The 12,222-nt window shown below is 72.9% G+C and carries 10 protein-coding genes; 3 read left to right on the top strand and 7 right to left on the bottom strand.

The window, feature by feature from the left end:
* Positions 1-40: 40 nt before the first annotated feature.
* Positions 41-247 carry a DUF5988 family protein gene (locus D9V36_RS28665; RefSeq protein ID WP_371127135.1) on the bottom strand — a complete coding sequence of 69 codons (207 nt, stop codon included), beginning with the start codon at positions 245-247 and terminating at the stop codon, positions 41-43.
* Positions 248-437: 190 nt separating this feature from the next.
* Positions 438-731 carry a hypothetical protein gene (locus tag D9V36_RS28660; protein ID WP_129296289.1) on the bottom strand — a complete coding sequence of 98 codons (294 nt, stop codon included), beginning with the start codon at positions 729-731 and terminating at the stop codon, positions 438-440.
* Between the two features lie 840 nt (positions 732-1,571).
* Here D9V36_RS28660 and D9V36_RS28655 point away from each other — a divergent pair.
* Entirely contained in the window at positions 1,572-2,621 is a 1,050-nt protein-coding gene (locus D9V36_RS28655) for a tyrosine-type recombinase/integrase (protein WP_241721082.1), read from the top strand.
* A 107-nt stretch (positions 2,622-2,728) separates the two neighbouring features.
* Here the strand turns inward: D9V36_RS28655 and D9V36_RS28650 are convergent, their stop codons facing one another.
* On the bottom strand, positions 2,729-3,541 hold the full coding sequence (locus D9V36_RS28650; RefSeq protein ID WP_129296288.1) for an IPT/TIG domain-containing protein: 813 nt from the start codon (positions 3,539-3,541) through the stop codon (positions 2,729-2,731).
* Between the two features lie 332 nt (positions 3,542-3,873).
* Entirely contained in the window at positions 3,874-5,262 is a 1,389-nt protein-coding gene (locus D9V36_RS28645) for an FAD-dependent monooxygenase (RefSeq protein WP_241721081.1), read from the bottom strand.
* Between the two features lie 106 nt (positions 5,263-5,368).
* Here D9V36_RS28645 and D9V36_RS28640 point away from each other — a divergent pair, with 106 nt between their 5' ends.
* Positions 5,369-6,154: a TetR/AcrR family transcriptional regulator gene (locus D9V36_RS28640; protein ID WP_129296287.1), complete on the top strand. Its 786-nt coding sequence runs from the start codon at positions 5,369-5,371 to the stop codon at positions 6,152-6,154.
* A 22-nt stretch (positions 6,155-6,176) separates the two neighbouring features.
* Here D9V36_RS28640 and D9V36_RS28635 read toward each other — a convergent pair whose 3' ends face one another.
* The 3 genes from D9V36_RS28635 to D9V36_RS28625 form a co-directional block, all read right to left on the bottom strand.
* On the bottom strand, positions 6,177-7,259 hold the full coding sequence (locus tag D9V36_RS28635) for an alpha/beta fold hydrolase (protein ID WP_129296286.1): 1,083 nt from the start codon (positions 7,257-7,259) through the stop codon (positions 6,177-6,179).
* A 227-nt stretch (positions 7,260-7,486) separates the two neighbouring features.
* Complete coding sequence (locus D9V36_RS28630) at positions 7,487-8,566, bottom strand: rod shape-determining protein (RefSeq protein ID WP_129296285.1); 1,080 nt, start codon at positions 8,564-8,566, stop codon at positions 7,487-7,489.
* A gap of 141 nt (positions 8,567-8,707) precedes the next feature.
* Positions 8,708-10,834, bottom strand: coding sequence for an FUSC family protein (locus tag D9V36_RS28625; RefSeq protein ID WP_129296284.1), 2,127 nt, complete (start codon positions 10,832-10,834; stop codon positions 8,708-8,710).
* A 265-nt stretch (positions 10,835-11,099) separates the two neighbouring features.
* Here D9V36_RS28625 and D9V36_RS28620 point away from each other — a divergent pair, with 265 nt between their 5' ends.
* Positions 11,100-12,119, top strand: coding sequence for an alpha/beta hydrolase (locus tag D9V36_RS28620; RefSeq protein ID WP_129296283.1), 1,020 nt, complete (start codon positions 11,100-11,102; stop codon positions 12,117-12,119).
* Positions 12,120-12,222 lie beyond the last annotated feature (103 nt).

Below are 12,222 nucleotides of genomic sequence, written 5' to 3'. Positions count from 1 at the left end.
CTCCTCTGCGCATCGCTTGTTTCCCGGGGACGCACAGCGCCTATTCGGCGATTCTTGTGCGGTAACACCAGCGGTACACGGGGACCGGTTCTCCGCCCAAGTCCGCGTATTCGCCGTAGAATTCGAAGCGCTCATACCCGTTGCCGCGCAGGATCCTTATCGGGTCGCCCGCATTGTCGCGCGCATACTGCGGCAGGCCATTTCCCTCCGGCCCGTCGACCAGGATCACCATTCTTCTTTGCGCCATGCTGTCCTCCGGTGTGCTGTCGGAGTGGGTGTGTGGGGGCAGGCTTCAGATGGGCGGTCGGGGGAGCCGCACGCAGCTCGCTGCGGGGCCGCGGCCGGGCGGGCGGGGCCGGACGGCTACGGGAAGGGGGCCGGGGGCCCGGGGGCGCCAGTGGCGCCGGGGGTGCGGCCGAAGGGCGGCCGGGCCGGTCTCAGAGGGCCGGCTGCGTCTCGTGGAGGAAGCCGGGAAGGGGGGCGCCGGCCGGGCAGGCGGCGGTGTGCGGGGCGGCGTACCGGACCGCTGCGTCCACGGGGACGGCCGGACGGGCGCGGAGGTCTCCCACGGGGCCGGCGGTATGGCCGGTGATGCCGCTCGCGGACGTCGGTGCGGTGCCGTTTGCGGTGGTGGGGGCGGCGGTGCGGGCGGATACCGGTGCTGTCACGGTGAGGCCCGGGGTCAAGGCGCGTAGACCGTTGACCCAGCGAAGGATGGAAATGGTTCGCATGAAGCCCCCTGTCCGAATGTGGGGGCCGACCAGCCGGTGCCGACGAATCGGCACCGGCTGACGGATCCAAAACCCTCTACCGGGGACGCCCATACGGCATCTCGGTCTGACCGCAACCAGGCGCTGGGCCGGGCCAACGGGTAGGCCAGGTGCCGCTCCCCGGAGAGGATGGGCGGCCCACCGGTTGGATGCGACTAGTTATCCACGCGGCTCGCCGGGCTACAACAGTCAACCGATAAGGCCACCCGTTCGGAGCAGCGCGAAAAGAACAAAGCCGTACCAACTTGCGCAATGGCACGAGGAGATGCCTTTATTCCACTCATGACTGATGAAGCGTTTGATTGCTCACTGCTCCTGCCCGGTGGCGCAGTAACACCGTGCGCAGCAGCAAGCTCGTCGCTTGTCATTCTTGTATGGGGAGCACAACAGCAACTGACGTGCCGCCCATAGGCAGCGGGAAACCGGCCGACGACGACGGGAGGCACCGGAAGTCGCCACGACCCCGGCAAACGTTCACCGTGCAACTCAACTCCCCTCCTTCACGGTCCTGTTGGAGAGGAGTTCACCATTCTCCGGTAGCGGCGACAGAGTCCTGGGAGACCGCCGTACGAGCCGTTCACACCGGTGAGTCCGGCTCCTTTTCCGGCCGTGGCCGGCTGTTGTTCCCTGCCCCCGGCGGACCGCGCGCCAATGCGCTCCGTACCGGGGGCCGCAGTTCACCACCGCCCGCCGGCATGAAGTCAGCACGATTCCCCGGGAGCCGCTTTCCGCTCAAGAGCGCAACACGCCATCAGTACCGGGCGGCCGAATAACTCACCAGCAGACAAGGGTGATTCGATAATGAACGATAACGCCGGGGACCGGTTTCCCTGGGAGGCCGCCACCCTCACGATGTCGCTCACCGACTACGGGGAACGGCGGTGGCCGGCCGCGATGCACGGCCTGGAGCCCCTGACCATGTCCCCCTACCAGGCCGGATGGCGGCTGCGTGTCGTTCCCAGCATCGGGCACGTCCCGGTCCGGAAGGTCACCCGACGCGTCGTCAACCGCGCCCTGCACTGCTGGATCGCCGACGAATGCGGCCTGTCGACGGTGAAGAACAGCCTTGCCGTGCTCGTGCGGGTCCTGGAACAGGCCGTGCGGGACGGAGTGCTCGACGCCAATCCGGCCAGGGTGGCCGGCTGGCAGCAGGAGTACCAGCGGGCGCAGAGCGAACGCACCGCTCCCAGGGCGCTGGCCCTGCCGGACGTACCGGCGCTGGAGCGGCTGGCGGCCGCTCTCGTCCAGCGGTCCTCGGACGGCTGGGCGGAGTGGGGCGACATCGTCAGGTTCGCCGCCTGGACCGGTACCCGTTTCAGCGAGGTGTCCGCCCTGCAGGCCCAGGACATCGATCTGAGCACCTGGACCTGGCAGGTCCAGCGCTTCACCGTCTCCGAGCCGGAGGGCCTGGACGACCGCGCCTGCCGGGGCAGGCACCACCGGGTGGTGCCGCTGCGCCCCGCCGCGCGGGAACTGGCCGCCGGGCGGCTGGAGGCGGCCCGGCACACGCCGGCGGCCCGGCTGTTCACCGGTCCGCAGCGGCGCCGGTTCACCGCCGCGGTGCTGCGGGACGCCACCCGCTGGGACGATGTGGTGGCCGAGCTCGGTCACGAATACCTCCGACGGCAGGATCTGCGCCACACCGGGCTGACATGGATGGCGGACGCGGGACTTCCGTTGCCCTTGCTGTGCGGCGCCGCCGGGCGCCCGCCGCAGGACGCCCGGCGCTACCTGCCCCCCGACGGGCCGGTGCGGTCCGGGGAGAGCCATGGGGAGCCTCCGGCGAGTTCGGCCCCCGCCCGCACGACGGGCGGGGGCCGAACCGCTTTGCGGCGTCCCCCCGCGGGATGACGGCGCCGGGCCGGCCGCACGGGTCCGGGCGGGCCGGGTCCGGGCGGGCCGGGTGCGGCCCGCCGTCGCCGGCCGGTTCCCGGGCCGTCAGACGGTGGGGCGGGCCGTCACAGGTAGGTGAACGACCCGGCGTTGGCGCTGCCAGCCGCCGTCTGGACGGTCACCTGCACGGTCGATCCGACCGTGCCCGGCGGGACGGTCCCGGTCAGGGACGTGCCGCCCCCGTTGACGACCACTCCGGTGGCCGGGGCGGCGCCGAAGAGCACGGTCGCTCCGAGGAGGCCGGTCCCGACGATGGTGAAGGTGGCGCCCGCCGCCGCCGAGGACGGCGACACCGTTCCGGTGACCGTGGGAGGCGCGGCCAGGTAGGTGTAGCCGCCGGGGACGGTCGCGGTGCCGCCCGGGGTCGTCACCACGACCGGGACGTTGCCTCCTGCGGGGGGTCCCGCGGGGGTGACGCCGAACAGGACACTGCCGGTGGGGTCCGTGCCCACGACGGTTGCGGCGTTGCCCCCCATGGTGACGGTGGCGCCCTGCAGTCCGGTTCCGGCGATGACGAACGCGGTGCCGCCCGCGACCGGCCCCGAGTTGGGGGTGATGACCGCGGCCGTCGGCGGGACGGGCGCCAGGTACACGTACGACGCCGGGTTGCTGGTACCGCCGCTGGTGGTGACGGTGACCTGCACGGCACCCGCGGCGTGCGCCGGGGCCACGACCGTCACGGTCAGCCCCAGCGGGTCCTGCCCGACGACCGTCGCCGTCGACGTCCCGAAGAGGACGCTGGTGGCGCCTCCGAGGCCGAGCCCGACGAGCTGCACGGTGTTGCCGCCCGCGGTCGGCCCCGAGCTGGGCAGTACGCCGAGCAGCACGGGTCCGGGAGGCAACGCCGGCAGGGCCGGCTGGATGGTGGGTGTGGACATGGAGTCCTCCTGCTGTGTGAGCTCGCTGCCGGGCCCGTTCGTGACGACTCACGGGCCGGGACCCGGGCACTTGGCAGCGGCCGGCCGTACGGAGGGGCCGGCACACACGGCGTACAGCGACCGGTCGCACCGTGCGGTGCGACGGGGCCGTCGTGCTGCCGGCCGTCCCCCGGGCCCCACAGCGAAAAGGGCTGGAGGGTGGGCCGGCCGCGGAAGCCCGAGGGGGATGGACGGCCCACCGACCAGGCATCACCAGTAACCCAGAAGAGGGAGCGCCGGACAATCGCGTTGACGCCGGAACGCCCATTCGGCTCAGCGTGAAGCCGGGAAGTTCACCACCGGGCGCGGACCGCGGCGGCGACCAGCGCGGGGTAGTCCTCCAGGGCGAGGGCCGCGGAGGTGTCATGGCCCTGTTGCAGCATGGCGGCGACGGCGGCCGGGGAGTTCAGGGCGGCGTTACGGGCATCGATGGCTTCCTGGGTGACCGGGGCCAGGAACTCCCCGGCCCCGCGGCCGCCTTGCTGGCACCGGGTCACATAGGGGCGCAGTGCGCGTTCGTAGCGGGCGAAGGCCGTGTGGTGATCCCCCTCGGCGAGGGCGAGTTCTCCGGCGAGGACGTAGGCGCCGATGATCGCCGAGCCGGTGCCCATACCGCCGACCGTGGCGCCGTGGGCGGCGTCCCCGAGGAGCGCGATACGGCCCGTGGACCACCACGGCACATCGGCGCGGCTGATGGAGTCGAAGTAGACGTCATCGGCCTGCCCGAGTGTGGCGATGATTTCCGGCGTCCGCCAGCCGGCGCCTTCGTAGGCCCGGGCTATCGCCCGCTTCCGGGCGCGGGGGTCGCCCCGGTCGGATATCAGCTCCTCCTCGGAGGCGAAGACACAGAAGACTTCGCCGGCATAGCCCCGTTCCCCGCTGCGGCGGGGTGTGCGGCCGACGGTCGCCAGACGGCCGGGTTCGCCGTAGCCGACCGGGCGGGCGCCCAGGTCTCCGGCGTCTTCGGGCAGGTCCCAGGCGGCGACGTAGTAGCCGAGGTGCCGGACGAAGTCCTTTTCGGGGCCGAAGGCGAGCCGGCGCACGGTGGAGTGCAGACCGTCGGCGCCGATCACCAGGTCGAAGGTGCGCGGCGCGCCCCGTTCGAAGGTGGCATGGACCCCGTCGGCGGTCTGGGTGAGGGAGGCGAGGGAGTCGCCGAAAAGGTACTCGGGCGTGGCCGGGCCCCCGGGCGGACTGCCGGGTGCGTGGTGAGCCCGGTGGCCGCCGGGAGTGGCGGGGACGCCGGGCGGGGTCAGGCTGTGCCGGTGAAGGATGCGGGACAGCTCCGAGCGGAGGATCTCGACCTCGCCACCGCTGAATTCGGGAGGCACCGCGGCCAGCGGACGCCCCTGCCCGTCGATGAAGGTGAGGGGGTCGCCGCCGCCGGTGCTGTGGGCCCTGATGTCGTCCAGGACGCCCATGCGCTCCAGGACCGTCAGCTGTGCCGCCCCGCGGAAGTCGACCGCGAAGCCGCCGCCGCGCAGGGCGGGGGCCAGCTCGACCACGGTGGTCCGGAAGCCGTAGCGGCCGAGCCAGTAGGCCAGGGCCGGACCGGCCACGCTGGCGCCGGAGATCAGAACGGAGCGCCCCGGTAACGGCACCGTTCGCCGCTCCCGCTCACGGTCCGGCCGGGCGGCATCCCCGCGCCCCGTTGCCGTTTCACCCGTCATCTCGTACGTCATCGCACACTCCCCCGTCGATCGATCCGTCGTACCGAGTACCGAGGAAAGAAACTGTATCCGACGGACACTGTTCTGTATACCCCGGACACAGTTTTAGGATGCGGGGATGGCGGGAGACGACGGCAAGCACAGCGTGTTCGGAGATCAGGCGGGCAGTGTCGAGCTGCTGTGGGGCGGGCGGGAGCGGCCCAGCCGGGGCCCCAAGCCGGCGCTGAGCCTGGAGCGGATCACGCGTACGGCGATGGCGCTCGCCGACGCCGGCGGACTCGGGGCGGTCTCCATGCAACGGGTCGCGGCCGAACTGGACTTCACCAAGATGTCCCTGTACCGCTATGTGCCGGGGAAGAGCGAACTGATCGCGCTGATGATCGATACGGCGATGGGGGAACCGCCGGGCGTGGCCGCGCCCGCCGGCCCCGACGAGGACGACCGCGGGGGGTGGCGGCCGGCGCTGCGCACCTGGGCAAAGGCGCTTGCGGCGGTCTACCACCGGCACCCCTGGCTGCTGGGCGCGGCCGTCGGCCCCCGGGTCATGGGCCCCCACGAGCTCGGCTGGACCGAGCGCGCCCTCGCCGCGCTCGCGGACACCGGCCTGACCGGCGGCGAACAGCTCGACGCCGTGGTCGTGGTGCACGGCCACATCCGGAACCTCGCCCAGGTGTCGGCCTCGATGGGGCTGGGCAGCGCGCGGGCCAAGGCGCCGGAAGAGGTCATGAGCGCCGCGCTGAACGAACTCCTCGCCGGCCGCGCCGACCGCTTTCCCGCGGTCGCCGCGGCCGTCGCCGACGCCGGAGCCGATGCCACCTCCCGCGACCGGGCAGGGGAGTTCGGACTGGAACGGATCCTGGACGGCCTGGAGGCCTATATGAGCAGGGAGCGGGGCGGCGCGTAGGACGCCGTCCGCGCGGCGGCGCTCAGGAAGCCGGCCGCGCGGCGGGCTTCGCCGGCAGGGAGCCCAGCCAGTCGAGGAGGAGGCGGTTGACCTCCTCGGCGCGTTCCTGCTGGACCCAGTGACCGCAGCCTTCCAGGATGTGCGAGGCGGACAGGCCGGGGAGGGTCTGCGGGAAGGCCTTGATGGCGCCGGCGCTCCAGTTGGTGGGGGCGTCGTGCTCCCCGCCGATGAAGAGGGACGGCTGCCGCAGCGGTGCCCCGTCCCAGGCGGCAAGGTCCTCCCAGTCCCGGTCGACGTTGCGGTAGCGGTTGAGCCCGCCGGTCAGGCCGGTCCGCTCGAATTCGCCCGCGTAGAAGTCGAGATCGGCGTCGGTGAGCCAGGGCAGGGGCAGGGGGTTGTCGGCGGGGAAGCGGTCGGACAGTTTGCCGCCCGGCAGGACCGAGAACCCTCCGATGTGATCCCCGCCGGACGGCGGCTCGGCATCGCCCGAGGCCACCGCGTAGAACCCGGCGAGCCAGCCGCGGACATCGGGGTCGATCTCCGCCTCGGCCCGGCCCGGCTCCTGGAAGTAGCTGACGTAGAACTCCCCGGGGCCGCCGATCCGCGCGAAGCCCTCGGTGGGCCGGGTCCCGCCGCGGGGCGTGTACGGCACGCTCAGCAGCGCCACGGCGGTGAAGAGGTCGGGCCGCAGCAGCGCCGTGTTGGCGGCGATGGGCGAGCCCCAGTCGTGGCCCACGATGGTCGCGGTCTCGGCGCCGAGGGCGCGCACCACCGCGACGTTGTCGGCGACATGGGCCAGCATCCGGTAGGCGGCCACGTCACGGGGTTTCGAGGAACGCCCGTAGCCCCGCACGTCGATGGCGACCGCCCGGTAGCCCGCCGCGGCGAGCGCGGGGAGCTGGTGGCGCCAGGAGTACCAGGACTCGGGGAAGCCGTGGACCATGAGGACGAGGGGGCCGCTGCCCTGCTCCACCAGGTGGATGTGGCCGCCGGGGACGTCGACCGTACGGTGGGTCGCCGCCGGCAGCGGGCCGGCCGGCGGCTGCGGTACAGGGGCGCCCGGGGAAGCGGGCGGCGTGGACGGGGTCTTGGCGGGCTGCGGCATGCATCCTCCTCGGGAGTGCGGCGACGCCGGTGGTGGCGGCGCCTGCGGGCGGCGGCCACGGGCGCGCGGGCCCCGGTCCGGCGCGGCCCGCGGTCCCGGCGACCGCTCCCCATGATCATGGCGGTGCCCGCACCGTGCAGGCGAGGAATCTTGCCGGGACGGCAAACCGGCCGGACGGGAGCCCCGCGCCCTCGGGCCGGTCTTCGAAGACAGCCCTCGGCCTCTCCCTACAACCGCACCGTCCGCCGCGGTTGTTCCTTCGCGCCCGTCAACAGTCCGTGCAGGTTGGCGAATTCGTCGACGCACTTCGCGGTGCCGTTGACCACGCAGTCCAGGGGATCGTCGGCGACCGTCACCGGGACGCCCATCTCCTCGCGCAGCCGGTGGTCCAGGCCGCGGAGCAGGGCGCCGCCGCCGGTCAGGGCGATCCCGCGCTCGACGATGTCGCCGGAGAGCTCCGGGGGGCATTCGTCGAGGGTGCGGTGGACGGCGCGGACGATCGCCTCGACCGGTTCGGCCAGCGCCTCGCGGATCTCCTCCTCGCTGATCTCCTGGACCCGGGGCAGGCCGCTGATGTGGTCGCGGCCGCGGACCGTGTACGAGAAGGGGCGGTCGGGTGCGCCGTCCTCGCCGATGTCGACCGGGGTCCAGACCGCCGAGCCGATCGCGATCTTGATGTCCTCGGCGGTGCGCTCGCCGATGGCCAGGGAGTGCTGCTTCTTGATGTGGGCGGCGACGGCGGCATCCAGGGCGTCGCCGGCGACCCGTACGGACTGGGCGGTGACCAGGCCGCCCATGGAGATGACGGCGACCTCGGTCGTCCCGCCGCCGATGTCCACCACCATGCAGCCGACCGGCTCGTCCACGGGGAGGCCGGCGCCGATCGCGGCGGCCATCGGCTCCTCGATGAGGTGCACTTCGCGGGCGCCGGCACCCCGGGCGGAGTCGATGACCGCGCGCCGCTCGACGCCCGTGACGCCGGAGGGGACGCAGATGACCACCCGCGGCCGGGAGAACCGGCGGCTGGGCAGGGCCTTCTTCATCAGGGCGCGCAGCATCCGCTCGGCGGCGTCGAAGTCGGCGATGACACCGTCCCGCAGGGGGCGCATCGCGGTGATCCCGGAGGGCGTACGGCCGATGGTCCGCTTGGCGTCCGCGCCCACGGCGATCACCTCGCCGGCGGCGTTGACCGCGACGACGGACGGTTCGTTCAGCACCACGCCCTTGCCGCGGGCGTACACCAGGGTGTTGGCGGTGCCGAGGTCGATGCCTATGTCGTACGTTCCGGACGAAGTGCTGGACGCCATGGGGGGTTCGTGTGCTCTCTCGCGACGGAGTGGGGGTCCTGGGGCATTGCGCCGCAGACAACCCCATGGGCGAGCAATGGCGTTCATTGCGGGCAATCAATAAGACTACCGGGGGCCCGGAATGGTTCCCTCACCTCACTCTCACCGGCTACCGCCGTCCGGGGCGTCGCGGTCCGCCCCGTCGTCGGACCCGTCGTCCGCCCGCGGCTCCCGCGACAGCGCCTCCGCCAGGTCGTCGAGGGCGTCGAGCTGCAGGTCGGCGACGCGCAGGGCGACACCACGGCTCTCGTCCTCCGCGTCCCACCTCTCCCATACGGCCCGCAGCTCGCTCCAGTTCAATGCGTCCCGCTCCCGCACCGCGCGCGTGGCCTCCTCCAGGCAGGCGCGCAGTTCGAAGGCGAAGGCGGTGGCACCGGGTGAGGCCGCGGCATCGCGTTCGGGGAGGTGGACCTCCAGGATCATGGTGACCCGGCCCATCGTGGCGAGCGCGGCGCCGGCCGCCTTCGCCGAGGCGGGGGACAGGCCGCGGTGGCGCACGGGTTCCTTCTCGGCGCGGGCCTCGCTCTCCTCCCAGGCCGCGCGGGCCGCACGGGAGTCCAGCAGGGCGTCGCGGATCTGCCGGGGGCGGCGTTCGGCGGGCGTGGCGTAGAGGTCGAACACGGCCAGGGCGTAGCGCCCGTTGGCCTCCAGCCACGCGGCGAGCCGGTCGCGGAGCTTGGGGGTCTCCCAGGCGGGGAACAGCGCGTACGACAGCATCGCGAGCAGCCCGCCCAGGAGGGTGAGCACCACGCGCTCCTGGACGGTCTGCTCCCAGCCCGCCCCGGCGAGGCCGAGCAGGAAGACGACATACGCGGCCCCGCAGGCCGAGGTCACCGAGACGCCGGTGCGCATCAGCAGGTACATCAGCCCCACGCTCACCACGGCGAGCCCGCCGCTGACATAGCTGCCCGGATGCGCCAGGGCCATCAGCGCGCCCGCGACGGTGACCCCGACGAGGGTGCCGATGAAGCGGGCGATGCCGCGGGAGTAGGTCTGGGCGAAGTCCGGGCGCATCACCATGACCGAGGCCAGCGGCGCCCAGTAGCCGTGGCCGAACGGGAGCACGGTGCCCAGCAGATAGCCGGCGGTGGCGACCGCGGAGACCCGCAGGGCGTGCCGCAGGATGTGCGAGGACCAGCGGGCCTCGCGGTGCAGGGAGCGCAGCGCGCCGGGCACCAGCCGGGGGACGCTGGGGCGCAGCAGATGGCCGCGTTCGGCCTCGGTGGTGGGGCGGGTGGAGCGGACCGGCTCGTCGGTGAGCTCGACGGCGTCGGCGAGCAGCGAGATCAGACGGTAGGCGGAGCGCCGGGCGGCCCCGTGGAGCATCGGGCCGGTGGCGGGCACTTCGAGGACGGCCATCGCCTCCGGGGGCAGCCGGACCGGCCGGGCGTGCCGTACCGCGTGGGCGACGGCGTCCAGGACGGTGGCCGCGGCGCCCAGCAGATCCCGGGCCCGGTCGCGTTCGGGCCCTTCCAGCGGGGCGCCGACGACCGGGTCGGCGAGGGAGGCGAGGACCGGCCGGACGCGTTCGGCGAGCCCCCGGGGACCGTGCAGCTGTACGGGACGGCGCCTGGCCTGACGGGGAGTGAGGGCGGAGGCGAGCCGGGCGTCCATCAGGGGCGACGGGTCGAACGGGGCGACCGGGTCGTGCCGCAGCCGCCGGGCGTAGTCCGCCTCGTCGGCCAGCGCGTCGGCGAGCGCATCGCGCTGGACGCCCCAGGGCCGGACCGGGAACACCATGATGAGAGCGGCCTGGACGAGACCGCCGAAGAACATCAGGGCGGCGTGTTCCAGCGCGCCGAGGACGGACGTCGGCAGGGTGACGGTGACCAGCATGATCGCCACGGTCTGGGTGCCGATCAGCCCGGCGACCGGCCCGATCGCCCAGGCCATCCCGGCCAGCAGGGTCCAGCCGGCCAGCAGCAGGACGAAGGAGACGAGTCGGGCCGCGGCCAGATAGCCGAGGAAGGTGGAGAGGGCCAGCGCTCCGGCGACGGCGAGCGCGAGCACCGGGCGCGGCCGCATGCTGCGCTGGAAGGTGACGATCCCGGAGGCGTACGCGCCGAAGGCGGAGGAGACCGCGAGGGTCGGGTCGCCGCGCCACAGGCACAGGCCGATGACGAGGGCGACGCCGGCCGCGCCGCGGAGGGCGATCAGCGGGGTGAGCTTGGTCCGCTCGATGGTCAGCCCGGAACGAGCCGCCTTCTTGAGCGCACGCGACCAGGTCATAGCGAGAGGATACGGGCCGGACACGGACGTTCCGGGCCACGGGAACAGGCGTGGTTCCGCGCGTCCCGCCGCCCGCCCACCGGGAAAATCCCGGTAAACCAGCCTCCCTGCCTGCGTAAAGCGTCCCAGGTCACGAAGGGGATGCCCGGATTCCGCACCGGGGTGCGAGCAACCCGACACCCCCGGAAGGAAACCCGGGCCCGCACCGCCCCCTCTTGCTGGCCAGCCGGGGACAGCTCCCGGATGTCGGCAAGGAGAAGGCCCCGTGCGCAAAGCCCTGTTCCCCGCGGTGATCACGCTGATCACCCTGACCGTCCTCGTCGGTACGTCCGGCTGCGGCAGCGGCGCCACCCAGGCCTCTCCCCTGCGGTTCGGCGGCCCCAAGTCGGGCGCCGCGCTGCATGCCACGCCGCCGGGAAAGCGGTCGCTGGTGCAGTGGCCGACGCGTCCGATCAGCTTCGAGGAGGAGAGCCGGGTCGGCGGGGCCGGCGAGAACACCCCGATAGGCGTGACCACCCTGCACGGCCCCAAGTCCGGCTTCACCGGGAAGGTGTGGGTGTGGGCACCGCCGGAGTACTACGAGAAGCGCAACGCGCACAAGGGCTTCCCGGTGATGGAGGCGCTGCCCGGCGCGTACGGCTTCCCCGTCAACTACTGGATCGGCTCCGACCTCAAGCTGGAGGAGAACCTGGCCCAGTGGTCCAAGAACGGCTCCAGCCTGCCCTTCATCGTCGTCATGCCGGTGCTCAACCCCAATGACAAGCAGTACTACGACGGCAGCGACATACCCGGCCAGCCGAAGATCGGCACCTGGCTCAGCCAGGACGTGCCCGATCTCGTACGGCAGAACTTCCGCACCCTCAAGACCCGCGACGCCTGGGCCATCATGGGCTCCTCCTCGGGCGGGTTCGCGGCCCTGAAGAACGTGCTCCAGCACCCGGACACCTTCAAGGTGGCGATACCCAACGGGCCGGACATCGTGCCCGACTCGCCGCTGTGGAACGGCCACGCCGAGGCGGAGCGGGAGAACAACCCGGAGGTGCTGGCCCGCCGGCTGATCGCGCGCGGCGGACCGCCGGTCTACCTCGCCTTCCAGGACGGCTCCCAGGAGCACACGGTGCTGCCGAAGGTGCGGAAGTTCATCTCCCAGTACGGGCACGGGCCGGTGCACACCCGGCTGCAGATCGTGCCGGACGGCACGCACAGCGCCGAGACGTATGTGCAGGGGCTGGGCGAGGGCACCATGCGCTGGGTCAGCGCCCTCATGCAGGGGCCGACGGCCTGACCGGGCCGCGCGGGTGACCGGGCCGCGCGGGTGGTGAGCCTGACGCGGCCGCCACGGGCGGTGAGGGGGCTGCGTCCCCCGCCGCCCGACCCGTCGTCACGCC

Origin of the sequence: Streptomyces lydicus, assembly GCF_004125265.1 — a bacterium.
Lineage (GTDB): Bacteria > Actinomycetota > Actinomycetes > Streptomycetales > Streptomycetaceae > Streptomyces > Streptomyces lydicus_C.
The sequence above is the reverse complement of the archived record's forward strand: the minus strand, read 5'-3'. Positions and strand labels throughout refer to the sequence as shown.

Coding starts and splice junctions, on each gene's coding strand:
- D9V36_RS28635 (WP_129296286.1), bottom strand. CDS start 7,259: ATGCCGCAGCCCGCCAAGACCCCGTCCACGCCGCCCGCTTCCCCGGGC.
- D9V36_RS28650 (WP_129296288.1), bottom strand. CDS start 3,541: ATGTCCACACCCACCATCCAGCCGGCCCTGCCGGCGTTGCCTCCCGGA.
- D9V36_RS28660 (WP_129296289.1), bottom strand. CDS start 731: ATGCGAACCATTTCCATCCTTCGCTGGGTCAACGGTCTACGCGCCTTG.
- D9V36_RS28665 (WP_371127135.1), bottom strand. CDS start 247: ATGGCGCAAAGAAGAATGGTGATCCTGGTCGACGGGCCGGAGGGAAAT.
- D9V36_RS28640 (WP_129296287.1), top strand. CDS start 5,369: ATGGCGGGAGACGACGGCAAGCACAGCGTGTTCGGAGATCAGGCGGGC.
- D9V36_RS28645 (WP_241721081.1), bottom strand. CDS start 5,262: ATGACGTACGAGATGACGGGTGAAACGGCAACGGGGCGCGGGGATGCC.
- D9V36_RS28655 (WP_241721082.1), top strand. CDS start 1,572: ATGAACGATAACGCCGGGGACCGGTTTCCCTGGGAGGCCGCCACCCTC.
- D9V36_RS28630 (WP_129296285.1), bottom strand. CDS start 8,566: ATGGCGTCCAGCACTTCGTCCGGAACGTACGACATAGGCATCGACCTC.
- D9V36_RS28625 (WP_129296284.1), bottom strand. CDS start 10,834: ATGACCTGGTCGCGTGCGCTCAAGAAGGCGGCTCGTTCCGGGCTGACC.